Raw genomic sequence first — 23,390 nt, forward strand, 5'->3', positions numbered from 1 at the left:
GTCAGGCCGGTGCGGTGACGAAGTCGATGAGCTCCTCGACCCGGCCGAGCAGCGAGGGCTCGAGGTCGGCGTACGTCCGCACGGTCGACAGGATGCGCTTCCACCCGTGGGCGACATCGGCCTGGCTGGAGTGTGGCCACCCGAGCTCGGCGAGGATGCCGTGCTTCCACGACGTGCCGCGCGGGATCACCGGCCACTGCGACCAGCCCAGCCGCTCGGGCCGCACGGACTGCCAGACGTCGACATACGGGTGACCCACGACGAGCACATGGTCAGGGGAGGCCGCGTGGCGCGCCTGCTCGACGATCTTGGCTTCCTTGGTGCCGGGCACGAGGTGGTCGACCAGGACCCCCATCCGGCGCGACCGGTCCGGCGCGAACTCGCGGATCACTGCGGTCAGGTCATCGACACCGTCCAGCATCTCGACCACCACACCCTCGACGCGCAGGTCGTGACCCCAGACCTTCTCGACCAGCTCAGCGTCGTGCCGGCCCTCCACGAAGATGCGCGAGCCCGACGCCACCTTGGCCTTGGCGTCGTGCACGGCGACCGAGCCCGATGCCGTACGCCGGCCGGCCTCCTTGGCAGCCTTCAGCGCCTCGCGCTGGCTGGCCGTCGGAGGCGTGAGGACGACGGGCTTGCCGTCGAGCAGGAAGCCGGGTCCGAGAGGGAACGCCTTGGTCTTGCCGCGCCGGTCCTCGAGGTGGACCACGTGCATACCGCCGGCCTTCTCGACGCGGACGACCGCGCCGCACCATCCGGTCTGTACGTCCTCGACCACCAGGTCGGGCGTCGCCTCGACCTCGGTGGACCGACCCCGCTTGGGGGCCTTCCAATCGGTGCTCAGCACGTCGCTGCCGTATCGGTCACCTGATCCCACTGGACGTGACTCCTCCTCCGGCCTAGGTCGCAGGCTCCCTCGGTCCGGCATCATCGTCCCGTCGATCGCCACCCGCAGAGGCTAGGTCACCGCCCGACCGCGCCGTGGTGGCGACACGCGACCGTACAAGGAGCACGTAGACTTGGCACTCGGAACGCAGGAGTGCCAAGCACGGCGAGGAGGTGTCGATGAGCGAGGAACGCAGGCTGCAGGTGCTGCGCGCGATCGTGCAGGACTACGTCTCGACGTCCGAGCCGGTCGGCTCCAAGGCTCTGCTGGACCGGCACCAGCTGGGTGTCTCGGCCGCGACCGTACGCAACGACATGGCCGTCCTCGAGGAGGAGGGCCTGATCGCTGCGCCGCACACGTCAGCGGGTCGGGTTCCGACCGACGCCGGCTACCGCGTGTTCGTCGACCGGCTCAGCCAGGTCAAGCCCATGAGTCACGCCGAGAAGTCGGCGATCCGTGAATTCCTCGAGCAGTCCCTCGACCTCGATGACGTGGTGGACCGGACGGCTCGCCTGCTGGCCTCGCTGACCCAGCAGGTCGCGGTCATGCAGTACCCGTCCCTGTCCCGGTCCTCGGTGCGACACGTCGAGCTGGTGGCCCTCGCTCCGCAGCGGCTGATGGTCGTCCTGATCGTCTCCAGCGGGCGGGTCGAGCAGCGTGTCCTGGAGGTCAGCGAGGACCTGCTGACCCCCGAGGGCGAGGGGTTGGTGGCCGATCTGCGCACCCGGCTCAACGCCGAGGTGGCCGGTCACCTGCTCGCCGAGGCGACCCAAGGGCTTGCCGACCTGGCCGAGGCGTTCCCGCAGCGCGACCGCGAGACGGTGCGACTCGTCGTACAAGCGCTGACCGACGCGATGGCCGAGCAGCGTGAGGAGCGGGTCGTCCTCGCCGGCACCGCCAACCTGGCGCGCACAGGAGCCGACGGCCTCACCCTCGCGCCCGTCCTCGAGGCGCTGGAACAACACGTCGTGCTGCTGCGTTTGTTGTCGACAGTGGATGCCGACGCGTCGAACGCGGTCGCGGTGCGCATCGGGGCGGAGAACCCGTACGAGGGCCTCCACACGACCTCGATGATCACCACCAGCTACGGCACCGGGGCCGTTGCCGGGCTCGGAGTGCTCGGCCCCACCCGGATGGACTACCCCTCGACCATGGCGGCCGTTCGCGCCGTCGCACGCTACGTCTCGGAGATCCTCGATCAGTGAACGACTACTACGCCGCCCTCGGTGTCGCCCGCGACGCGAGCCCGGAGGAGATCAAGCGCGCATATCGCAAGCTCGCTCGCAAGCTCCACCCGGACGTCAACCCCGGGCCTGAGGCAGCCGACGAGTTCAAGAAGATCTCGCAGGCCTACGAGGTCCTGTCCGACCCCGAGAAGCGCCAGGCGTTCGACATGGGCGCCGACCCCTATGCCCAGGCGGGCGCTGCAGGATTCGGCCAGGGCTTCTCGTTCAGCGACATCATGGACGCGTTCTTCGGCGGTCAGGCGGCCGGTGGCGGCCGCGGGCCGCGCTCGCGCCAGCAGCGCGGTCAGGACGCGCTCGTCCCGCTCGAGATCGACCTGGCGACCGCGGTGTTCGGTGGCAACGCCGACCTGGTCTTCGACACCGCCGTCATCTGTCCGACCTGCAGCGGCGACGGTGCACGACCCGGCACGGGCACCCGCACCTGCGATGTCTGTCAGGGTGCCGGCCAGGTCCAGCAGATCCAGAAGTCCTTCCTCGGTCAGGTCATGACGACCCGGCCGTGCACCAACTGCCGCGGGTTCGGCGAGGTCATCACTGACCCGTGCTTCGAGTGCTCCGGTGACGGGCGAGTGCGCAACCGCCGCACCATGACCCTCAAGGTGCCGGCCGGCGTCGACTCCGGCACCCGGATCCAGCTCTCGGGCGAGGGTGAGGTCGGTCCGTCCGGCGGCCCGTCCGGTGATCTCTATGTCGAGGTACGGGTGCGCAAGCACGCGATGTTCCAACGCCAGGGCGATGACCTGCACTGCTCACTGGAGCTGCCGATGACGGCGGCCGCCCTGGGCACCACGCTGCCGCTCGAGACGCTCGATGGCACTCGGGACGTGGACATCAAGCCGGGCACACAGGCCGGCGACACGATCACCCTCAAGGGCCTCGGCGTCACCCACCTGCGGTCGGCGGTGCGGGGCGACCTGCTGGTGCACGCCAACGTCAGGACGCCCACCAAGCTCGGTCCCCAGCAGGAGGAGCTCATGCGCCAGCTGGCCAAGGAGCGCGGCGAGGAGCGGCCCGAGGCCAAGTTCCAGCCGGTCAACCATGGTCTCCTGGGTCGCCTGCGCGACGCGTTCGCCGGCAAGTAGTCCCCACCTCACGGACTCATGACCGCCCCGCTGTTCTACGTCGAGCCGGGCGCGCTAGACCACGTGACCGGCGGTTCGAGCCTGCTGCTCGATGGCCCCGAGGGGCGGCACGCCGCGACCGTACGCCGGATCGCGGCGGGTGAGTCCGTCCAGGTGGCCGACGGCACCGGCCGGCTGGCACAGGCGGTCGTACGCGCGGCAGGACGGGACGAGCTCGACCTCAGCATTGTGTCGGTCGAGGTCGTCGAGCCTGCAGCGCCCCGCTTCGTGCTGGTCCAGGCGCTGGCCAAGGGCGACCGGGACGACCAGGCCATCGAGGCGGCGACCGAGCTCGGCGTGGACGAGGTCGTGCCGTGGCAGGCCGAGCGCAGCATCGTGCAGTGGCGCGGCGAGCGTGGGGCGAAGTCCCTGCGCAAGTGGGCCGGCGTCGTACGCGCCGCAGCCAAGCAGTCGAGGCGCCCGGTCGTGCCGGTCGTCGCCGAGCCGGTCGATCGAAAAGCCTTGTGCGACAGGGTTTCTCGTGATGCACGCACGCTCGTGCTGCACGAGGAAGCGACGGCGTCACTCAATGACGTCGAGCTGCCCGCGGGCGGTGACGTGTTACTGGTTGTCGGTCCCGAGGGCGGCATCAGCCCCGCCGAGCTCGACGCGCTGACCGAGGCGGGTGCGGTTGCCGTACGCCTGGGGCCGACGGTCCTGCGGTCATCAAGTGCCGGACCGGCGGCTCTGGCCGTCCTGCTCGCTCGCACTCGGTGGTAGCCCACCCGTCAGCCGGCTGATCGATCGTTCGCCGGCGTCGGTGAGGACCAGCTCTCGGTCTCGCGCCCCGTCGGCGACCCAGCCAAGGTCGCGGATCGAGGTGAGCAGCGCCGCGCCCAGCCGACCCGCCAGGTGGTAGCGCTGCTCGGTCCAGTCCGCGCACATCCGAAGCAGCGGCCGGCGGGTGCCGCCGCCGGCCTGCAGCGCATCGAGGTCGACACCCCACCGCGACAGCTCCTCCGCGGCGGTCGGACCGAGCTCGAAGGGCATCGTCCGCGACGCCGAGGACAGCGCGTCGGCGGGGGCGCGTTCGACTCCGGTGCCTCCGTCCGTCCGCTGCAGAGCCTCCTGCGCCACGAGGTGAGCCAGGACGTGGACACCGAGACTCCCGGCGAGGTGGTCGTAGCACGTGCGGGCGAGTCGGAGCCGCCGCGCGCGGGTGCCCTCACGTAGGGACGTCACCGGTGGCACGGGAGCCAGTTGTGAGAGCGACTCGAGGGCAGTGGCGACATCGGCGCCGGCCAGTGAGTAGAACCGATGCCGACCGCTGGGCTCGACCGTGACCAGACCTGCCTGCAGCAGCCGCCCGAGGTGTGAGCTGATCGTCTGCTGGCTGACGCCCGCCTCCAGCGCGAGCCGTGAGGCGGGCAGCGCCCGGCCATCGAGCAGCGCCGTGAGCAGCCGCGCCCGCGAACGATCAGCGAACAGGGCAGCCACGACCGCGATGTCTGGCTCCCCACCTCTACGTCGTCCCTCAGCTGTCATGACTTCATCATCGACCGCCGACACCTCGACCGGGGTCGAAGCAACCGGCCCCGAGCATGGAGGTCATGGACGACCTCAAGGCAGCCACGGACGCCGCGACCGTCGTACGACCTCGGCTCACGCTCGCGGTGCTGTGCGCCGGCATGTTCCTGGTGCTCTTCGACGTCACTGTCGTGAACGTCGCCTTGCCGAGCATGGTGCGGACGTTCGGTGACGCCGGCATCGTCACGCAGGGTGTGGTGGTCGCCTACACCGTGCCGCTGGCCGCCCTCCTGCTGAGCGCAGGTGGGCTGGTCGACCGATGGACGTCGCGGCGTGTGCTCATCGGTGGACTCGCGCTGTTCGTGGTCGGCTCGGTCGCGGCGACCGTGGCCTGGAGTGTGCTGCCCCTGCTGCTCGCCCGGGCTGTGCAGGGAGTCGGCGCAGCGGGAATGCTGCCCGCCGGTCTCGCGTCCGTCAGTGAGCTGTGGCCCGAGCCTCGGGCGCGTGCTCGCGCGATCGCGACCTGGTCGGCGGTGTCGGCGTCGGCCCTGGCCGCCGGCCCTCTCATCGGTGGCGAGCTCGTGGAGCTCCTCGGGTGGCGGAGCATCTTCGGGGTCACAGCGGTCATTGCCGTCGTCGCTGCGACCGCCACCTGGACGGTGCTGCCGGCGCGTACGACGGGTAGTCGCCGCCGCGTCGACGTCGCCGGCTCCCTCCTCGCTGCGGTCGCGCTGGCCCTGCTCGTCTCTGCTGCTGTCGTCTCGCGGGACTCGGCCCGGGGAGTCGTTCTGCTCCTTGTCGCGTGCGGGCTCGTCACGGTGGTGCTCGTATGCCATGAGCGCCGCGCAGCCCAGCCTCTGGTGCCGCGCGAGCTGTGGCATTCTCGGCCGCTGTTCGGCTCATGCTCGGTGGCCTTGCTGATGAACCTGGTCGGCAACGGGACCTTGCTGCTCGTGACCCTCCTCCTGCAGGGCGTGCAGCATCGGAGCGCTGCCGAGGCCGGCCTCTCGATGGTCCCGTTCTTCGTGCCGCTGGCCGTCGCACCCCTCGTCCTGCGCAGGTGGGCTGCGCACGTGAAGCCGGCCCATGTCGTACGCCTTGCGCTCGCCCTCGGGGTCGCCGGCCAGCTCTGCCTGCTGTCGGTGACGAACGGCAGCGGACTCGCCATGGTCCTGGTGGCGATGGTGCTGGTGGGTACCTGCCTCGGTCTGCTCGTCCCGCCGCTCGTCACGGTCACGATGGCCGCAGCGCCCGCACTGCCTGGACTCGCCGGCGCACTGAGCAACGCCTCGCGTCAGGTCGGGACCTCGCTCGGAGTCGCCGTACTCGGCGCCGTGGGTGGCCCGGCACGAGCGCTGGGGTTCGTACCGGGGCTGCATCGCGCTGCGCTGGTGTCCATCGGACTCTGGGTGCTGGCTGCCTGCATCCCGCTGGGCGACGAGGGCACATAAGTCGTTCGCGGCGCGCGGCCCGGACCGTAGACTGGTCTGCGAGATGACAGACGACCATCAGCCGACCACAGCCCCCACCGGCGCCAGCCCTGACCTGGACGACGCCGCGCCGACCACTGAGGCCCCGCACACGATCGTGATCCCGCCGGACATCGCGATGGTGACCCTGCTCGGGCCGCGCGATGAGCTGCTGCGCACCATGGAGCGCGCGTTCCCGCAACTGACGATCCACGTGCGGGGCAACGAGTTCCATCTGCGGGGCTTGGACGCCGATATCGCGATCATCGAGGATCTGATTGCTCAGCTGCTCACCATCATCGACGCCGGCCAGCCGCTCAACCGCGACGCTGTCGAGCGGTCGATCGGCATGCTGCAGGCCAAGACTCGCGAGCGCCCGGCCGACGTGCTGACGATGAACATTGTCAGCAGCCGTGGCCGCACGATCCGGCCCAAGACGCTCGGTCAGAAGCAATATGTCGACGCCATCGACAAGAACACCATCGTCTTCGGCATCGGCCCGGCCGGCACCGGCAAGACCTACCTGGCGATGGCCAAGGCGGTCGCGGCGCTGCAGGCCAAGGAGGTCAACCGGATCATCCTGACCCGTCCGGCCGTCGAGGCCGGTGAGCGGCTGGGCTTCCTGCCCGGCACCCTCAACGACAAGATCGACCCCTACCTCCGGCCGTTGTACGACGCCCTGCACGACATGGTCGACCCGGACTCGATCCCGCGGCTGATGGCGTCGGGCACCGTCGAGGTCGCGCCGCTGGCCTACATGCGCGGCCGCACGCTGAACGACGCGTTCATCATCCTCGACGAGGCCCAGAACACCTCGGCCGAGCAGATGAAGATGTTCCTGACGCGGCTGGGCTTCGGCTCCAAGATGGTCGTCACCGGCGACGTCACCCAGGTTGATCTGCCTGGCGGGACACAGTCGGGGCTGCGCGTGGTTCAGAACATCATCGGCGATGTCGAGGACGTGCACTTCTCCTTCCTCAGCGCCCAGGACGTCGTACGCCACCGGCTGGTCAGCCACATCGTCGAGGCCTACGGGGTCTGGGACGCCCGCGGCCAGGCGAAGAACCACGGTGGGGCTGGCGCCCGGCGTACGACCCGGATCGCAGGAGAGCGCGAGCAAGCATGAGCATCGACGTCCTCAACGAGACGGACGTCGAGGTCGACCTCGACGAGCTCTATGCCTGTGCTCGCTACTCGCTCGATGAGATGCGGGTGCACCCGCAGGCCGACCTCTGCATCCGCGTGATCGATGAGGCGGCCATGGAGGTCCTGCATGTCCAGTGGATGGATCTGCCCGGACCGACAGACGTCATGAGCTTTCCGATGGACGAGCTGCGCCCGGCACGTGACGACGCCGAGCCCGAGGAAGGCGTCCTCGGTGACGTCGTGCTGTGCCCGACGGTCGCGGCCGCGCAGGCCGCGCAGGCGGGACACACGACGCAGGAAGAGCTGCTGCTGCTGACGGTGCACGGCATCCTCCACCTCCTAGGGTTCGACCACGCCGAACCGGACGAGCGCAAGGAGATGTTCGACCTGCAACGCACCCTGCTGCTGACCTTCCTCGCGGGCCGCGGCAGGCCGGCTGCGCAGATCACACCGCCCTCCGGCACCGAGTGAACGACGCGATCTCATGATGGGCCTGTGGATCACGGCGCTGCTGAGCGTCGCCGTCGGATTCCTGCTCGCCGCAACCGAATCCGCGTTCTCACGACTCGGACCGCACCGCGTCGATGACCTGGTCGAGGAGGGCCGGCGTGGAGCGCCCGCGCTGAAGGGTCTGCTGCAGGAGCGCGGCGCCGTCCTCATGGTGCTCAACTTCCTGCGGGTGCTGTCCGAGGCGACCGCGGCTGTGCTGGTGACCCTGGCGGTCGACCGGATCGTCGACGGCTTCTGGGCCACGCTGCTCATCGCGATCGCTGTGATGGCGGTCATCTCCTTCGTCCTGGTCGGCGTCTCACCGCGCACGCTCGGTCGTCAGCACGCCGAGGCAGTGGCGCTCGCGACCGCACCGATGGTGCGCTGGCTGCGCACGGTCCTGGCCCCGGTCGTACGCCTGGTCGTCCTGGTCGGCAACGCCGTGACACCTGGGCGCGGCTACCGCGACGGCCCGTTCGAGACCGAGGCCGAGCTGCGGGAGTTCGTCGACCTGGCGCAGGAGTCGGAGCTGATCGAGGCCGACGAGCGCAAGATGATCCACTCCGTCTTCGAGCTCGGGGACACCGTGGCGCGTGAGGTGATGGTCCCGCGTACGGACATGATCACCATCGACCGCGCCAAGACGCTGCGTCAGGCGATGGTGCTGTTCAGCCGGTCGGGCTTCTCGCGGCTGCCGGTCGTCGACGGCAGCCCGGACGAGGTCGACGGTCTGCTGTTCTTCAAGGACGTCTCCCGCCGCGTCTTCACCGACCCGGCGACCGACTCCACGCCCGTGCACGAGGCGATGCGCCCGATCGCCTACATCCCGGACAGCAAGCCGGCCGATGACCTGCTGCGCGAGATGCAGCTCGAACGTCGCCACTTCGCGATCGTCATCGACGAGTACGGCGGCACGGCCGGCCTGGTCACGATGGAGGACATCGTGGAGGAGATCGTCGGCGAGATCGACGACGAGTACGACCGCGCCACGCCTGGTGTCGAACCGATGGCTGACGGGCGCACCCGGGTGCCGGCCCGGATGCACGTGGACGACCTCGCCGAGCTGTTCGACGTGACGATCGACGAGGACGACGTGGACACCGTCGGAGGACTGCTCACCAAAGCCGTCGGGCGAGTGCCGATCCCCGGCGCGACCGCTCAGGTGGCCGGGTTGCGGCTCACCGCTGAGCGAATGGCGGGCCGTCGACACCAGCTGGCGACCGTCGTGGTGGAGCAGGTCGTCGCCACGAACGGTGAGGCAGGAGAGAATGGTGCGACTGACCCGGCCGAGACCCGCGCCGGGGACGACGACGTGTTGGGCGAGGAGAAGGTCCTGTGAGCGACGATTTTCGAGCGGGTTTCGCGTGTCTGGTCGGTCGCCCCAACGCCGGCAAGTCCACGCTCACCAACGCGCTGGTCGGACAGAAGGTCGCGATCACCTCCAGCAAGCCGCAGACGACGCGCCACGCGATCCGCGGCATCGCCACGAGCGAGGCAGGCCAGCTGATCCTGGTCGACACCCCGGGCCTGCACAAGCCGCGCACGCTGCTGGGACAGCGGCTCAACCAGCTGGTGCGCGAAACCCTGCTCGAGGTGGACGTCATCGGGTTCTGCCTGCCCGCCGACCAGCGGATCGGGCCGGGCGATGCCTTCATCGCCGCGGAGCTCAAGGAGCTGCGTCGAGGGCGTAAACGACCGATGGTCGCCATCGCGACCAAGACCGACACCGTGGACAAGCAGCGGCTGGCGGAACACCTGATCGCGGTGGATCAGCTGGGGGAGTGGGACGACATCGTGCCGTGCTCGGCCACCAAGGGTGACCAGGTCGACATCGTCGCCGAGGTCCTCATGGGCTTCCTGCCGAAGTCGCCCGCGCTCTACCCGGATGGTCAGCTCACCGACGAGCCGGAGGCGGTGATGATCGCCGAGCTGGTCCGCGAAGCCGCGCTCGAGGGCGTGCGCGACGAGCTGCCGCACAGCCTGGCGGTGGTGGTCGAGGAGATGATCCCGCGCGAGGACCGTCCCGAGGACAACCCGCTGCTGGACGTCCGGGTCAACGTCTATGTGGAGCGGTCCAGCCAGAAGGCCATCATCATCGGCCGCGGCGGTTCGCGGCTGCGCGAGGTGGGCACCACGGCGCGCAAGGGCATCGAGGCGCTGCTCGGCCAGCGGGTCTACCTCGACCTGCACGTCAAGGTCGCCAAGGACTGGCAGCGAGACCCCAACCAGCTCAGCAAGATGGGCTTCTAGGTGAAGGACTACGAGGCCTGGGCCGAGTTCGGCGACACGCTGCGTCTGCCGGTCGACCCCGCGAACGACTTCGTGGCCACCGTGCCGTGGGAGGGAGCGGCCTTCGATGCGTCACTCCCGCTCATCGACATCGGACCTGGCAGCGGTGTCACCACGGTGGCGTTGGCGCAGCGATACCCGGACTCCGAGGTGATCGCGGTCGAGCCGGACTGGATCATGCGCTCGCTGCTCATGCTGCGCATCGCCGAGCACACCGAGGTCCGTGAGCGCACCACCGTGATGCCTGAGTCGATCCTCGACTCCTGGCTGCCCGACCAGTGCGGTGGCGCGTTGCTGTTCAACGTCATCTACTTCCTCGGCGAGCGCGAGCGCGAGCAGTTCTGGGCCCGGATGGCCAAGGTGCTGGCACCGGGCGCGTCGGTGCTCATGAGCCGCTCCTACGGTGCGGGTGACGGAGCCGTCGCGCGCAAGCTGTCGAAGTCGGCCACGATGGGCCGCCACGAGTACCAGCGCTGGTTCGAGGCGCAGCCGCTCGAGGACGGTCGCGTCGAGATCACCAACACCTACGTCGTGCTGCGGGACGGCGAAGTCGTGCGCGAGGAGCAGACCCAGGTCACGCCGTACGGCCTGAGCGAGGACCACGTCGTCGACGAGATCCCCGTGGGTCAGTTCGGCATCGAGGAGCTGGACGAGGAGTTCCTCGCCATCCGGCGTCACCCCGACATCATTCGCTGAGTCCCTTAGCCGGTCAGGATGCCCGCCACCAGGTTGATCGTCGCCGCGAGGATGACGGTCCCGAAGACGTACGACAACAACGAGTGGCGCAGCACCACAGCCCGGATCGGTGTCGTCGAGACGTTGGTATCGGAGACCTGGTAGGTCATCCCGAGGTTGAAGCTGAAGTAGAAGAAGTCGCGGTACGACGGCTGGTCGTCGTTGTTGAAGTCGATCCCGCCCTCCGGGTCTCCGTAGTAGAGGTGGGCGTATCGCGCGGTGTACATCAGGTGCAGCATCGCCCAGGTCATGAAGACGCCGCCCAGCCCGACGGCGGCCGCTGCGTCCTCCGATCCGGAGTGATGAAGCACCAGGAGCACGACGATGCCGATCAGGCTGCCCAGGGCAGCGACCACGACCACGAGCTCTTCGATGATCGGCTCGAAGTCCTCGCGGCGCGCATTGCTACGAGTGGCCGACGCCGACATCGGCCACAGCAAGAAAACCCCGACGGCGACGAAAGACGTTGCCATTGCTGCAAGTCCAGCGAGGACGCCGAGTGGCGCGTTGGTGAGTGGGCCGACGACGGCCCCAACAACCAGACCGACGACGACAGCCGCGACCAGCCGGGTCGGAGCGGACAGCGGAGGTCGGGTCACGGCCCGGTGATGACGACGCTGGACTCGGCAGTGTTGACCAGGAAGGTGAACGACTCCTGCAGGTAGAGCTGGACGGTGTCGGCGTCGTGTGACAGGTAGCCGATGGACAGGTCCTGTCCGAGGTGCAGCTCGTAGTCACCGCCGCGCTCGGAGACCAGCAGCGCACCATCGAGAGCGGGAGCCCAGATGATCCGGCCGTCGACGATCCGTGCGAGGTGGTCGCGGATCGGGTAGCCGTGGTCGGTGGTCTCGGCGACCTCGGTGTAGAGGTCGGCCGACAGCAGCAGGCTGTACGCGCCATCGACACCGGCGAGGCGCAGCTCGGAGATCGCCTGCGCGACAGCCGCCGGGTAGGCGGTGACCTCGGGCGGCAGGGTCACGGGCTCGTTGGAGCTGCTCGGCCCGATGCCGACGATGCCCGCGGCCGGAGCGCCGTGCAGCACGACCCGGTCCTCGGCGGAGGCGATCTGGGTCGCCGCGTCCTTGACCGGCTGCCAGTCGGAGTCACGGGAGCCGCGCTCGACGTCGTCGACCGCCTCTCGGGTGACGGTGAAGGGGACCCGCAGCTCGATCACGGGCTGTGCCTCACGTCGATGCGCGACCACGCCGTCGACGGGGGACTCCACCGCGCTGATGTGTCCGGTCCCGACGGCCGCGAGCTCGCTCCCGGCCGGGTCAGGCATGTCGATCACCCGGCGGCCGGCCACCCGACCGCTAAACGTCCGCCGCGCCTCGTCGTCGATCTCGTCCCAGGCCGCGTCCGAGATCGGCGCGAGCTCCCGATGCAGATTGTTCACGTCGTGCCCTTTCCGTTCGTGTGCTGGAGGCTGCCGATGCCGAGTGAGCCATCGGTCGTCGTACGGTCTGCCGGTGTGTCGCGGTCGGCGGCGTCCGCCGGCTCGGCCGGCGCCGGGTCTTCCAGGAAGTCCGCGGTCGGGACGAAGAACAACGCGCCCGTCTTGGCTGTGGAGAAGTCGAGGATCCGGTCGTACGTGCCCGGCGGCTTGCCGATGAACATGTTGCGCAGCATCTCCTCGATCACGTCCGGATCCGCGGCGTAGCCGATGAAGTAGGTGCCGAACTCCTGGGCGCCGACGGCTCCGAACGGCATGTTGTCGCGCACGATCTGACGGTCGTTGCCGTCCGCGTCCTCGATCGTGTTGAGCGCGACGTGCGAGTTCGCCGGCTTGATGTCATCGGCCATCTCGATGTCGTCGAGCTTGCTGCGGCCGATGGCCCGCTCCTGCTCCTCGACCGGCAGAGCATTCCAGGCGTCGAGGTCGTGCAGGTACTTCTGCACGAGGACATAGGAGCCGCCGACGTACGCAGGGTCCTCGTCACCGATGTAGACCGCGGCTTCGGCGTCGGCGCCCTCGGGATTCTCGGTGCCGTCGACGAAGCCGAGCAGGTCGCGCTCGTCGAAGTAGGTGAACCCGTGCACTTCGTCGACGACCGTCGCATGATCAGCCAGCCGGGCCACGAGGTGGCGCGCCAGCTCGAAGCACAGGTCGGCCCGACGGGCGCGCAGGTGGATCAGCAGGTCGCCCGGAGTCGACACGGCGCGGTGCTTGGCGCCCACGATCTCCTCGAAAGGGTGCAGCCCCACCGGGCGGGGCAGGTCATAGAGGCGGTCCCACAGGTGTGCACCGATCCCGACCACCGCGCTGAGCCCGTCATGAGGCGCACGGAACGACACCGAACGCGTCAGACCGGGTGCATCGGCCAGCACCTCGAGGACGTCGCTCTCGCTGCCGGCATTGACGGTCAGGACCAGGAAGACCGCAGCCTTCGCCGGAGGTTCCACTACCTGCTGCATGACCACTGTCGTACAACCTCCTGTGCGCCGGTGAGACCCTCAGACTGGCACGCCGATCGAGGACGGGGAGACCGACCTACCGAGCAGCATCACATCACCGCCGAGGGCGCGCGTCGAGACCTGTCCACCCAGCGCCGGCGTGCTTAGGGTGGGTCCGTACGACCTGCGCGAGCGCTCGTGCTCGTGGCCGGGACGACGAGAGGAAGCCGGCGTGGGCGATCGAACCGAGAACGGTCCTCTGGGCTACCGTCACCCGGCCGCCGGCTGGGGAGCCGCGATGTCGGTCGGCAAGGTGCTGCTCCGCGAGCGTGAGCCTCTTCTCGGTCCGAAGGCCATCTTCAAGATGAACCATGAGAATGGCGGCTTCGACTGTCCCGGCTGCGCCTGGCCGGACGACACGAAGGGCCTCAAGCTCGACATCTGCGAGAACGGCATCAAGCACGTCACGTGGGAGATGACCGGCCGTCGTACGACCGCGGAGTTCTTCGCGGAGCACAGCGTCACCGAGCTCGAGACGTGGAGCGACTTCCAGCTCGAGGACCAGGGTCGGCTGACCGAGCCGATGGTCTATGACTCCGAGACCGACCACTACGTGCCGATCGACTGGCCGTCGGCGTTCGCGCTCATCGGGCAGGTGCTGGGTGGGCTCGGGAGCCCTGACGAGGCGGCGTTCTACACCTCGGGGCGGCTCGGCAACGAAGCGACGTTCCTCTATCAGCTGATGGCGCGCGAGTATGGCACCAACAACCTGCCGGACTGCTCCAACATGTGCCACGAGGCGTCGGGCCGCGCGCTGCAGGCGGCGCTCGGCACGGGCAAGGGCACCGCTGACCTCGCTGACTGGCAGGCGGCTGACGCGCTGTTCATCATGGGCGTCAACGCCGCGTCCAACGCGCCGCGCATGCTCACGGCACTCGCCGAGGCGACCAAGCGGGGCGCGCAGGTCGTGCACATCAACCCGTTGGTCGAGGCGGCCGGGACGCGCACGATCGTGCCGCACGACTTCGTGGACATGGCGATCAACAAGGCGACCGCGACCAGCACCCTGAACCTCCAGGTACGCCCCGGCGGGGACCTGGCTCTGCTGCGCGGGATCGCCAAGGCGCTGCTCGAGGCGGACCGGACGGACCCGAAGGCGGTCGACCAGGAGTTCGTGGATCGCTTCACCGACCGGTTCGAGGCCTACCGCGAGCTGTGCGAAGCCACGCCGTGGGAGGACCTCGAGCGGCAGTCCGGACTGAGCCGCGCCGACATCCTCAAGGCTGCCGACGTCTACTCCCGGTCGGACCGGACGCTCATCAGCTGGTGCCTCGGCGTGACCCAGCACGAGCACGGCGTCGACACGGTCCGCGAGATCGTCAATGTGCTGCTGCTGAGGGGCAACCTGGGCCGCGAAGGTGCCGGGCCGTCGCCGGTGCGCGGGCACAGCAACGTGCAGGGCAACCGCACCTGCGGTATCGACCACCGTCCGAAGCCGGAGTTCCTCGACCGCCTCGCTGCGGCCTGCGGGATCGACCCGCCCCGCGAGCACGGCCTGGACACGGTGAGCACGATCAAGGCCATGAACGAGGGCGGGATCAAGGTCTTCATCGGGATGGGCGGCAACTTCGCGAAGGCTGCCCCAGACACGGCGTACACCGAGGCCGGCCTGCGCAGCTGCGACCTGACCGTGCACGTGAGCACCAAGCTGAACCGCAGCCACATCGCGCATGGCAAGAGGGCCTTGATCCTGCCGTGCCTCGGCCGCACCGAGAAGGACGAGCAGGTCGCCGGCCTGCAGTCGACCTCGGTCGAGGACTCGATGAGCATGGTCCACCTGTCGGTCGGGATGAAGAAGCCCGCCTCGCCCCACCTCCTGTCCGAGCCGGCCATCGTGGCCGGCATGGCGCGCGCGACGCTCCCGGACAGCGCGACGCCGTGGGAGTCCTACGTCGAGGACTATGACCGCATCCGCGACGTGATGGCCAAGGCGCTGGTCGGGTTCGAGGACTTCAACCGTCGGGTACGCCTGCCGCTGGGTTTTCGGCTCCGGCAACCGGCGCGGGAGCTGGTCTTCCAGACGCCGTCCGGGCGGGCGGAGTTCTCCTCGGCGCCGCTACCTGACGTGATCCCGACCGATGGTGACGTGCTGGTCCTGCAGACGATGCGCTCGCACGACCAGTGGAACACCACGATCTACTCCGACGACGACCGCTATCGCGGCATCAAGAACCTGCGCACGCTGATCCTCATGCACGAGGCCGATCTGCGAGAGCGCGGTCTTGCATCGGGTGACCTCGTGGACATCGTGGCCACGTCCAAGGACGGGTCAGTGCGCAGGCTCGATCGATATCGTGCCCTCGCCTATGACCTGCCGCGCGGGAGCGCTGCGGGATACATGCCGGAGATGAACGTGCTCGTGGGTGCGGCCGACTACAGCACCCAGAGCGACCAGCCCCTGATGAAGAACCTCAAGGTCCGAGTCACGGCCTCGCCGGTCGAGTAGCCGGAGCGCTAGCCCACACCACCGCTGGTCGAGTAGCCGGAGCGCTAGCCCACACCACCGCTGGTCGAGTAGCCGGAGCGCTAGCGGAGGCGTATCGAGACCTGGTGACCGCGAACGACGAGTCTCCCTGGTACTCAAGGGGTTTCGACTCGGGCTCACCGGAGCGATGGGTGTCGTGGAGAAGGACAACGAGGTTGTACATATCCGCAACGCCGTTGTCCTCTCCTTCGAAGGGCCATCGCGATCTGGCCCCTCTCGCTGGTCGAGTAGCCGGAGCACTAGCGGAGGCGTATCGAGACCCCGTGACCGCGTGCACCTGGTCTCGATACGGCCTCGCCTAGCGGCTCGCCCTACTCGACCGGCGGCGGTAGATAGTGATCAGGGGAGGACCTTGACGGTGGACCAGGCCTGACGCACGGCGTCCTCCTGGTCTCCGCCCGCACCGAACCGCGCACCCGCCGCCTTGATCGTGGCCTCGGCGAACGCGGTGAAGTCAGCGTCCTTGGCGAGGCCACCACCGGTCATCACGTCGAACCAGATCTGGCCGGCGCCCTCCCACGCATTGCCGCCGATGCCGGTCGCCGCCAGGTAGAACGCCCGGTTGGGGATGCCGGAGTTGATGTGCACCCCACCGTTGTCGTTCTGCTCGTCGTGCGGCAGGTCCTGATAGCCGGCCATGTCCGCCGGCTGCGGGTCCTTGCCGAGGTGTGGGTCGTCGTACGCCGTGCCTGGGTCCTTCATCGATCGCAGCGCGACGCCCTTGACCTTGTCGGTGAACAGGTGGTCGCCGATCAGCCAGTCGGCCTGCTCGGCGGTCTGCTTGAGCGCGCGCTGCTTGACCAGCGAACCGAACACGTCCGACACCGACTCGTTGAGCGCGCCGGACTGGGCGACATAGGTGAATCCCGCTGTGAACTGGGTGAATCCGTGGGTCAGCTCGTGCCCGATGACGTCGATGCTGTCGGTGAAGGAGTTGAAGTACTCGCCGTCTCCATCGCCGAAGACCATCTGCTCGCCGTCCCAGAACGCGTTGTCGAAGTCACGGTCGTAGTGGACGCTCGCGACCAGCTCGAGACCGGCGCCGTCGAGGGAGTTGCGGCCGTAGGCCTCGGCATAGAGCGCGAAGGTCTGGCCCAGACCGTCGTACGCCTCGTTGGCCGACTCGTCGGCGACGGCCGCCTGACCCTCGGAGCGGACCAGTGTGCCCGGGAGCGTGGTGCCCTGCTGCGCGTCGTGGATCGATCGCTTCGGCGCGGGTGCAGGAGCGGCTGCACCCTGCGCGGGGGCGCGGGTGGAGCCGTGCGGTCCGCGAGCGCGCTCACGGAGGTCGCCCGGCAGCAGCCCGGTGCCGCCGAGGCCGCCCGCTTCGCGGCCCGATCGGGCGGCCCGCACCTCACGCCGCGTGTGCAGGTCCTGACCGACCGCGAGGGTGCGCTCGGCCGCCCTGGCGATGCGCGGGTCACCGACCGCGGCGAGACGGACCAGGATGTGCGGCGGGACGATGAGGCAACGAGTCATGCGCCCACTCTGCCCGCTCATGCCGACACAGCGCGGTGTCGCGTTGCATCTTTCGGATCGCTCGATCTCATTGCAGGCCTTAGGGACCCGTCCCTGGGAGAACTCCGTACGGTCGAACGATGACGAGAGGACTGACACGTCGGCGGTTCGAATGGGCAGTGGTGGCGTGCGTTGCTGTAGGCGCGAGCGCCGGCCCTGACCTCCAGGCCGTGGCGGCCGCTGAGCCGGCCAGCAGCGTCGAGGTGCACGACGCCGCTGAGCTCACGACCGCTCTGCAGGATGCCCGCCCCGGAGACACGATCCAGCTGGCCGACGGGACGTACGCCGGGCACTTCCAGGCGGCGACCTCCGGGACGGAGGATGCGCCGATCACGCGCACCGGCTCGGCGGGTGCGGTCCTCGACGGCGGTGGGAGCGGGTACGGGTTCCACCTGGACTCCGCGTCGTACTGGGCGTTGAAGGGCTTCACCATCCAGAACTCGCAGAAGGGTCTGATGGGGGACGGCGCCAACCACAACGTGATTGATCACCTCCAGGTGCAGGGCGTGGGTGACGAGGGGATCCACTTCAGATGTGCGAGCTCGGACAACGTGGTTCAGGACAGCACGATCACCGACACCGGGCGGGTGCAGCCGCAGTACGGCGAGGGCGTCTATCTCGGCTCGGCTCACAGCAACTGGGACAGGTGTGATGGCGGCGGCGAGGATCACAGCGACCGAAATCGCGTGTCTGGCAACGTGATTGGGCCCGATGTCCGCGCGGAGAGTGTTGATGTGAAGGAGGGGACCACGGGCGGGGTGATCTCTGGCAACACGTTCGACGGCACGGGCATGAGCGGCGAGAACTACGCCGACAGCTGGCTCGACGTCAAAGGCAACGGCTACCAGATCATCGACAACCGTGGATCGCATGCCCTGCTGGACGGGTTCCAGGTCCATGAAGCTGTCGACTCGTGGGGGAGCGACAACTTCTTCGCGCGCAACAACGCCGACGTCGGCGCCGACGGGTACGGCTTCGACGTCGATGGCGACGACCGCGGCAACATCGTCTGTGCCGACAACACGGTGACCAACGCGGGCTCGGGAGCGGCGAACGTCGACCTCACCGATCCGTGTCCCATCACGGAGTAGGCACGCTCAGCAGTTCTTGATGAACCAGATCGGGTCCCAGTTGTATTCCTGCGAGTTGCTCGGAGCGAAGACGTTCTTGACGGTGGTGTGATCTCTCAGCTGGAACAGCGACTGGGTGCCAGCAGTCTGGTTGTCGCCCCACGAACCGAACCCGGACCAGCCCGGGAGTGAGTACGTCCCGCACCTGTACATCCCCAGCTGGGAGCCGCGGCCGAAGGTCGAGCTGTAGGCGCAGAACCAGCCGGGCGCGGTCCCGCCGTCGCACGGGCTCGCCGCGAGACCTCGTCCGCCGAGATGGCGCGGCCGACTCTCGCCAGGGAGCGCGATCCGGAGCTGAGCGCCTTCCCGCTGCACGACGTTCAAGGCGACCTGCTGGCCACCGGACCGGGAGATGTCGCGATCGACCTCGGCCTGCAGCCATCCGATCTGAGACCCGGTCAGTCCCGCTGCCCGTCCCGCCTGCGAGAACCGTGCCGTGGGGTCAGAGGTACGACTGGCTGACGCCACGTTCGTACTCGTCAGGCCGAGGACGCCGACCAGCGCGCCGACCGTCGCCAGGGTGATGCGAGTGGCTCTTCTTGGGTGGCTCATCGCGGGTGCTCCTCGTCGTGGGGGTGTGACCTCATCTCTAGCGGGCGCCGTCAGGGACCGGTCCCTGACGGGCACTGCTTCAGTGATGGCCATGACAGCTCCCCGCGGGATGACACGCGTACGCCCGGTGCTTGCTCTCGTCGGCGCCATCACGCTGGCAGCCATCGGCGCCGCGCCGGCGTCGGCTGCGCCGCCACCACCCCCGCAGCCCTCGGGGCATGAGCAGGTCCAGGGGGTCTACCTGCTCAACAGCCGCTACAAGGGCGACATCTCTGCGACCCGCGGCTGGCAGGTCACCTGGCAGGTGCCGGCCGTAGCCAACACCGGCGACGACCCGTGGGGTGCGGTCGGCGCGTGGTACTACAACCTCGAGTCCGGCATCTACTACAACAACGACGTCGGCTGGGCGGTGTACTTCTACAACGACGATGACGGTCTCGCCGACAACCCGGACTGCCCACCGACCTGGGAGGCCGGCAGCATCTGCGGTGGCCTGTCCCACCTCCAGCCGGGCCAGCAGGTCACGTTCATGTACGAGCACTGCGCCGACGACGACACCAAGATCTGCCTCTCGGTCGATCTCCACGACGGCGACGGACCAGGTTTCCTCGCCTCGGACACGCCGACCACCGTGGAGATGTACGCCCACGACATCGAGACGTTCGACGACGGCGGCTTGGTCGAGCCGGTTATCTCGTGTGATCAGCGGACCGAGATGGTCCAGCAGTCGGTCAAGGACGCGGACGGCACCTGGCGAACCATGACCGGCGACCAGTGGACGTTCGAGGACGGCACCGACCGCTACCAGTTCGTCGACGTGGACACCGCAGCCGACCCGGCGCACTGGGGCAGCTGCTCCGGCTGACAGCGCGGGTCCAGGCGACCAAGGTGTACGACGCCCTCGGCGACACGGACGTGTCGCCGAGGGCTATGGTGGGCGGGTGCGGACGGCGTACGAGCTTCTTCTTCGCTGCCGCGGCGAGGTCTGACAGATCGGCCTCCCTCGCCGCGGAGGCTCGACGTGCCTGGCCGACTTCCGAGCGACTGACGCCCTTCTGGTGATTCCAGGGCGAAGTGCTCACTCCGCGCGACACACCTGAGGCGAGATCATGATGCACCCCCAGCAGCCGACGTCGATGCCGATCGGCAAGTACGTCCCCTTCCACGAGCAGATCAAGGTCGACCTCCCCGACCGCACGTGGCCCGACCAGATCATCAGCAAGGCGCCGCGCTGGTGCGCGGTCGACCTGCGAGACGGCAACCAGGCCCTCATCGACCCGATGAACTCCGAGCGCAAGATGCGGATGTTCAAGCTGCTGGTCACCATGGGCTACAAGGAGATCGAGGTCGGCTTCCCGTCCGCGAGCCAGACCGACTTCGACTTCTGCCGCGAGCTGATCGACGGCGGCCACATCCCCGACGACGTCACCATCCAGGTGCTGACGCAGTGTCGTGACCAGCTGATCGAGCGGACCTACGACGCGATCCGCGGCTCCAAGCAGGCGATCGTGCACTTCTACAACTCCACCTCGGTGCTGCAGCGCCGCGTGGTGTTCGGGATGGATCAGGACGGCATCGTCGACATCGCGGTGCAGGCCGCGCGGCTGTGCCGCAAGCTCGAGGAGACCATCCCGGAGACGGCGGTCTACTACGAGTACTCGCCGGAGTCCTACACCGGCACCGAGCTGGAGTTCGCGGCCCGCATCAGCAATGCGGTCATGGACGTGATCGACCCGACTCCCGATCACAAGATGATCATCAACCTGCCCGCGACCGTCGAGATGGCCACGCCCAACGTCTACGCCGACTCGATCGAGTGGATGTCCAAGAACCTCGACCGGCGCGAGTCGGTCATCTTGTCGCTGCACCCGCACAACGACCGCGGCACGGGCGTCGCCGCCGCTGAGCTCGGCTACCAGGCCGGCGCGGACCGTATCGAGGGCTGCCTGTTCGGCAACGGCGAGCGGACGGGCAACGTGTGCCTGGTGACGCTCGGGATGAACCTCTTCGGCCAGGGCATCGACCCGCAGATCGACTTCAGCAACATCGACGAGGTACGCCGCACGGTCGAGCACTGCAACCAGCTGCCCGTCCACGAACGCCACCCCTACGGCGGCGACCTGGTCTTCACAGCCTTCTCCGGCTCCCACCAGGACGCCATCAAGAAGGGCTTCGAGGACATGGAGCGGCAGTCCAAGGAGAGCGGCAAGGACATCGACAAGCTGGTCTGGGGCGTGCCCTACCTGCCGATCGACCCGCACGACATCGGCCGCTCCTACGAGGCCGTGGTCCGGGTCAACAGCCAGTCCGGCAAGGGTGGCGTCGCCTACATCCTCAAGACCGAGCACCAGCTGGACCTGCCGCGTCGCCTACAGGTGGAGTTCAGCGGAGTCGTGCAGCGTCGTACGGACACCCAGGGCGGAGAGGTCACGCCGGAGCAGCTGTGGCAGACGTTCGTCGATGAGTACCTCCCGGGCACCGGGGAGGGTGAGTCCGCGTGGGGCCGGTTCTCGCCGATCACCCACACGATCGACAGCTCGGCCGATGGCAAGGACCACATCGTCGCGACGATGACCGACCGTGAGCACGGAGCCAAGCCGATCACGATCGAGGGCACCGGCAACGGTCCGCTGGCTGCGTTCATCGACGCGCTCTCGACGTTGGGTGTCGACGTCCGCGTCCTCGACTACGCCGAGCACGCCCTGTCCGGTGGTGAGGACGCCAAGGCTGCCGCGTACGTCGAGTGCGCCATCGGTGACCGCGTGCTGTGGGGCGTCGGCCGGCACAGCTCGATCGTCAAGGCCTCCCTGACGGCGATCCTGTCTGCCGTCAACCGCGGCCTGCGCGACGACGAGGTCTGAGCACACACCCGCACACACTGCGGCCCCGATCGCTCCACGCGGTCGGGGCCGCAGTGCGTCGTGGAAAGAGATTCGGTCCGGGAGACAACCTGATCTGACCGCCGTGCGTCTGTGCCTGTAGCCGCTCGGTCGGGGGGACCGAGAAGGCTTGTTTCCGGGGGGAAATCAATGTCACTGCTGTCGATCCTGCCTGCCCAGATGCGGGCGGACGCTCGACCATCATTCGCAGCACTGCTCCATCACGTACGTCGAAAGCGTGCCCATCCGGCGCTGCTCGTCTACTACCGCTGGGCGGCCTTGATGGTCGTCCTCAATGTCGCGGTCGCCGTCAGTGGCTGGTCGTCAGGGTGGCTCCTGCGGGCCGATGCAGCCACTCTTGGCCGGCTCTCGCTCATCGCTCAGCTCAACCTTGTGCTGGGAACGCTCGTACGCCAGCAGCACGTCGTCAACCTGCTGTCGGCGGTCGCCACCCGCGCGCCCGTCACCTGGCCGTTGTCGGTGCGCTGGGCGCTGGGCAAGGTGCACCATCTCGGGGGAGTGCACATCGGCGCAGCCATCGGCGGATCGGTCTGGTACCTCTTCTTCGCTGTCGGCGTCGCGCGCGCCGGCATCCGCGACGAGGGCACCGTCACCGGCGCAAATGTGTTGCTGTCGCTCGTGATTGGCGTGCTCCTGGTCTCGCTCTGTGCGTTGGCGATGCCACCGGTTCGGCGGCGCGCACACGACGTGTTCGAGGTCAGCCACCGCATTGGTGGCTGGTCACTGCTGGTCGCCGTCTGGATCAACGCCGTCGTGTTCGTCGCGCACCAACGTCCTGACGAGCCGGTCATCCGGGTGCTGCTGACGTCCCCGACGACCCTGTTGGTGCTGCTGTCGACCGCGCTCGCTGTCGAGCCGTGGCTCCGGCTGCGCAGGGTTGCCGTGACCGTCGAGCGACCGTCTGACCACGCCGCCGTGGTGCGGCTTGCCCACGGCAGCCCGCCACCCATCGGGTCGACCCGCGCGATCAGCCGGTCGGCCGTCCTGGGCTGGCACTCGTTCGCCAATGTGCCTGCGGCACCGGGCGAGGACGGCTACCGGATGCTGGTGTCGCGGGCCGGCGACTGGACCAGCGAGCTGATCGACGAGCCGCCGACCCACGTCTGGGTACGCGGCACACCGGTGGTCGGTGTCGCCAACGCTCGCAAGCTCTTCCGGCGGGTGGTGTTCGTGGCGACCGGCAGCGGCATCGGTCCGTTGCTCGGTCACGTGCTGGCCGACCAGGGCAACGGTCACTTGATCTGGGTCACCCGCAACCCCGTCCGGACCTACGGGGCTGACCTGGTCAACGAGATCCTGGGTGCCCGGCCCGACGCCGACGTGTGGGACACCAGCCAACGAGGCAAGCCGGACCTGTTCGAGCTGGCCCTGCAGGCGGTGCGTGACACGGGCGCGGAGGCCGTGATCTGTGTGGCCAACCAGCAGGTCACCTGGCAGGTGGTCCAGGGGCTGGAGGCACGCGGCATCCCGGCGTTCGGCGCGATCTGGGACTCCTGACC

21 protein-coding genes are annotated in these 23,390 nt (G+C 68.6%); 14 read left to right on the plus strand and 7 right to left on the minus strand.

All coding sequences use genetic code 11. The features are described from left to right. Window position 1: 1 nt before the first annotated feature. Window positions 2–850, minus strand: coding sequence for a DUF3097 domain-containing protein (locus VV02_RS12820; RefSeq protein WP_245633067.1), 849 nt, complete (start codon window positions 848–850; stop codon window positions 2–4). A gap of 218 nt (window positions 851–1,068) precedes the next feature. Between VV02_RS12820 and hrcA the strand changes: the two genes are divergently transcribed. The 3 genes from hrcA to VV02_RS12835 are packed head-to-tail and all read left to right on the plus strand — an operon-like array spanning window position 1,069 to window position 3,977. Beyond that, the gene (gene hrcA / locus VV02_RS12825) at window positions 1,069–2,094 is read left to right on the plus strand and encodes a heat-inducible transcriptional repressor HrcA (protein ID WP_052591967.1); all 1,026 of its coding nucleotides are present in this window, start codon (window positions 1,069–1,071) and stop codon (window positions 2,092–2,094) included. Next, complete coding sequence (gene dnaJ / locus VV02_RS12830; RefSeq protein ID WP_052591969.1) at window positions 2,091–3,218, plus strand: molecular chaperone DnaJ; 1,128 nt, start codon at window positions 2,091–2,093, stop codon at window positions 3,216–3,218. The genes hrcA and dnaJ overlap by 4 nt, the downstream gene beginning before the upstream one ends. 18 nt (window positions 3,219–3,236) lie before the next feature. After that, window positions 3,237–3,977 carry a 16S rRNA (uracil(1498)-N(3))-methyltransferase gene (locus tag VV02_RS12835; protein ID WP_052591970.1) on the plus strand — a complete coding sequence of 247 codons (741 nt, stop codon included), beginning with the start codon at window positions 3,237–3,239 and terminating at the stop codon, window positions 3,975–3,977. Here the strand turns inward: VV02_RS12835 and VV02_RS12840 are convergent. Next, complete coding sequence (locus VV02_RS12840) at window positions 3,924–4,742, minus strand: ArsR/SmtB family transcription factor (RefSeq protein WP_052591973.1); 819 nt, start codon at window positions 4,740–4,742, stop codon at window positions 3,924–3,926. The two genes, VV02_RS12835 and VV02_RS12840, sit on opposite strands and share 54 nt — an antisense overlap. A 65-nt stretch (window positions 4,743–4,807) precedes the next feature. On the opposite strand from VV02_RS12840, the gene VV02_RS12845 reads away from it, so the two are divergent. The 6 genes from VV02_RS12845 to VV02_RS12870 are packed head-to-tail and all read left to right on the plus strand — an operon-like array spanning window position 4,808 to window position 10,813. Then, entirely contained in the window at window positions 4,808–6,175 is a 1,368-nt protein-coding gene (locus VV02_RS12845; RefSeq protein ID WP_169787685.1) for an MFS transporter, read from the plus strand. Between the two features lie 43 nt (window positions 6,176–6,218). Then, window positions 6,219–7,319: a PhoH family protein gene (locus tag VV02_RS12850; RefSeq protein ID WP_052591977.1), complete on the plus strand. Its 1,101-nt coding sequence runs from the start codon at window positions 6,219–6,221 to the stop codon at window positions 7,317–7,319. Further along, window positions 7,316–7,810 (plus strand): rRNA maturation RNase YbeY, encoded by a 495-nt coding sequence (gene ybeY, locus VV02_RS12855; RefSeq protein ID WP_052591979.1) that lies wholly within the window; start codon window positions 7,316–7,318, stop codon window positions 7,808–7,810. Before VV02_RS12850 ends, ybeY begins: the two co-directional genes overlap by 4 nt. 13 nt (window positions 7,811–7,823) lie before the next feature. Beyond that, a complete protein-coding gene (locus VV02_RS12860; RefSeq protein ID WP_052591981.1) occupies window positions 7,824–9,167 on the plus strand; it encodes a hemolysin family protein in 1,344 nt (447 codons plus the stop codon). Then, a complete protein-coding gene (gene era, locus VV02_RS12865; RefSeq protein WP_052591982.1) occupies window positions 9,164–10,078 on the plus strand; it encodes a GTPase Era in 915 nt (304 codons plus the stop codon). Before VV02_RS12860 ends, era begins: the two co-directional genes overlap by 4 nt. Beyond that, entirely contained in the window at window positions 10,079–10,813 is a 735-nt protein-coding gene (locus VV02_RS12870; protein ID WP_052591984.1) for a class I SAM-dependent methyltransferase, read from the plus strand. 5 nt (window positions 10,814–10,818) lie between these two features. On the opposite strand, the gene VV02_RS12875 is transcribed toward VV02_RS12870, so the two are convergent. The 3 genes from VV02_RS12875 to VV02_RS12885 are packed head-to-tail and all read right to left on the minus strand — an operon-like array spanning window position 10,819 to window position 13,267. Next, window positions 10,819–11,451 (minus strand): DUF1345 domain-containing protein, encoded by a 633-nt coding sequence (locus VV02_RS12875; RefSeq protein ID WP_052591986.1) that lies wholly within the window; start codon window positions 11,449–11,451, stop codon window positions 10,819–10,821. Next, complete coding sequence (locus VV02_RS12880; protein ID WP_052591988.1) at window positions 11,448–12,248, minus strand: family 1 encapsulin nanocompartment shell protein; 801 nt, start codon at window positions 12,246–12,248, stop codon at window positions 11,448–11,450. Before VV02_RS12880 ends, VV02_RS12875 begins: the two co-directional genes overlap by 4 nt. Next, window positions 12,245–13,267 carry a Dyp-type peroxidase gene (locus tag VV02_RS12885; protein ID WP_052596957.1) on the minus strand — a complete coding sequence of 341 codons (1,023 nt, stop codon included), beginning with the start codon at window positions 13,265–13,267 and terminating at the stop codon, window positions 12,245–12,247. Before VV02_RS12885 ends, VV02_RS12880 begins: the two co-directional genes overlap by 4 nt. Before the next feature lie 211 nt (window positions 13,268–13,478). Here VV02_RS12885 and VV02_RS12890 point away from each other — a divergent pair, with 211 nt between their 5' ends. After that, window positions 13,479–15,752, plus strand: a complete 2,274-nt coding sequence (locus VV02_RS12890; RefSeq protein WP_052596959.1) for an FdhF/YdeP family oxidoreductase — start codon at window positions 13,479–13,481, stop codon at window positions 15,750–15,752. Between the two features lie 378 nt (window positions 15,753–16,130). On the opposite strand, the gene VV02_RS12895 is transcribed toward VV02_RS12890, so the two are convergent. After that, window positions 16,131–17,270, minus strand: coding sequence for a M4 family metallopeptidase (locus VV02_RS12895; protein ID WP_245633068.1), 1,140 nt, complete (start codon window positions 17,268–17,270; stop codon window positions 16,131–16,133). A 119-nt stretch (window positions 17,271–17,389) separates the two neighbouring features. Between VV02_RS12895 and VV02_RS12900 the strand changes: the two genes are divergently transcribed. Beyond that, window positions 17,390–18,400 (plus strand): right-handed parallel beta-helix repeat-containing protein, encoded by a 1,011-nt coding sequence (locus VV02_RS12900; protein WP_083450135.1) that lies wholly within the window; start codon window positions 17,390–17,392, stop codon window positions 18,398–18,400. A 6-nt stretch (window positions 18,401–18,406) separates the two neighbouring features. Here VV02_RS12900 and VV02_RS12905 read toward each other — a convergent pair whose 3' ends face one another. Beyond that, the gene (locus VV02_RS12905) at window positions 18,407–18,991 is read right to left on the minus strand and encodes a hypothetical protein (protein ID WP_052591992.1); all 585 of its coding nucleotides are present in this window, start codon (window positions 18,989–18,991) and stop codon (window positions 18,407–18,409) included. A 91-nt stretch (window positions 18,992–19,082) separates the two neighbouring features. Between VV02_RS12905 and VV02_RS12910 the strand changes: the two genes are divergently transcribed. From VV02_RS12910 to VV02_RS12920, 3 genes are all read left to right on the plus strand, one after another. Next, window positions 19,083–19,856 carry a hypothetical protein gene (locus VV02_RS12910; RefSeq protein ID WP_157063395.1) on the plus strand — a complete coding sequence of 258 codons (774 nt, stop codon included), beginning with the start codon at window positions 19,083–19,085 and terminating at the stop codon, window positions 19,854–19,856. A gap of 244 nt (window positions 19,857–20,100) precedes the next feature. Beyond that, window positions 20,101–21,852, plus strand: a complete 1,752-nt coding sequence (gene leuA, locus VV02_RS12915; RefSeq protein ID WP_052591996.1) for a 2-isopropylmalate synthase — start codon at window positions 20,101–20,103, stop codon at window positions 21,850–21,852. Window positions 21,853–22,020: 168 nt separating this feature from the next. Then, window positions 22,021–23,388, plus strand: coding sequence for a ferredoxin reductase domain-containing protein (locus tag VV02_RS12920; RefSeq protein ID WP_052591998.1), 1,368 nt, complete (start codon window positions 22,021–22,023; stop codon window positions 23,386–23,388). Window positions 23,389–23,390 lie beyond the last annotated feature (2 nt).

Origin of the sequence: Luteipulveratus mongoliensis (assembly GCF_001190945.1) — a bacterium.
Lineage (GTDB): Bacteria > Actinomycetota > Actinomycetes > Actinomycetales > Dermatophilaceae > Luteipulveratus > Luteipulveratus mongoliensis.

Excerpts from the sequence above, each read along its gene's own strand:
- hrcA (WP_052591967.1), top strand. The coding sequence starts at position 1,069 with ATGAGCGAGGAACGCAGGCTGCAGGTGCTGCGCGCGATCGTGCAGGAC.
- VV02_RS12835 (WP_052591970.1), top strand. The coding sequence starts at position 3,237 with ATGACCGCCCCGCTGTTCTACGTCGAGCCGGGCGCGCTAGACCACGTG.
- VV02_RS12840 (WP_052591973.1), bottom strand. The coding sequence starts at position 4,742 with ATGACAGCTGAGGGACGACGTAGAGGTGGGGAGCCAGACATCGCGGTC.
- VV02_RS12845 (WP_169787685.1), top strand. The coding sequence starts at position 4,808 with ATGGACGACCTCAAGGCAGCCACGGACGCCGCGACCGTCGTACGACCT.
- VV02_RS12850 (WP_052591977.1), top strand. The coding sequence starts at position 6,219 with ATGACAGACGACCATCAGCCGACCACAGCCCCCACCGGCGCCAGCCCT.
- ybeY (WP_052591979.1), top strand. The coding sequence starts at position 7,316 with ATGAGCATCGACGTCCTCAACGAGACGGACGTCGAGGTCGACCTCGAC.
- VV02_RS12860 (WP_052591981.1), top strand. The coding sequence starts at position 7,824 with ATGATGGGCCTGTGGATCACGGCGCTGCTGAGCGTCGCCGTCGGATTC.
- VV02_RS12885 (WP_052596957.1), bottom strand. The coding sequence starts at position 13,267 with ATGCAGCAGGTAGTGGAACCTCCGGCGAAGGCTGCGGTCTTCCTGGTC.
- VV02_RS12895 (WP_245633068.1), bottom strand. The coding sequence starts at position 17,270 with ATGACTCGTTGCCTCATCGTCCCGCCGCACATCCTGGTCCGTCTCGCC.
- VV02_RS12900 (WP_083450135.1), top strand. The coding sequence starts at position 17,390 with ATGACGAGAGGACTGACACGTCGGCGGTTCGAATGGGCAGTGGTGGCG.
- VV02_RS12905 (WP_052591992.1), bottom strand. The coding sequence starts at position 18,991 with ATGAGCCACCCAAGAAGAGCCACTCGCATCACCCTGGCGACGGTCGGC.
- VV02_RS12910 (WP_157063395.1), top strand. The coding sequence starts at position 19,083 with ATGACAGCTCCCCGCGGGATGACACGCGTACGCCCGGTGCTTGCTCTC.
- leuA (WP_052591996.1), top strand. The coding sequence starts at position 20,101 with ATGATGCACCCCCAGCAGCCGACGTCGATGCCGATCGGCAAGTACGTC.
- VV02_RS12920 (WP_052591998.1), top strand. The coding sequence starts at position 22,021 with ATGTCACTGCTGTCGATCCTGCCTGCCCAGATGCGGGCGGACGCTCGA.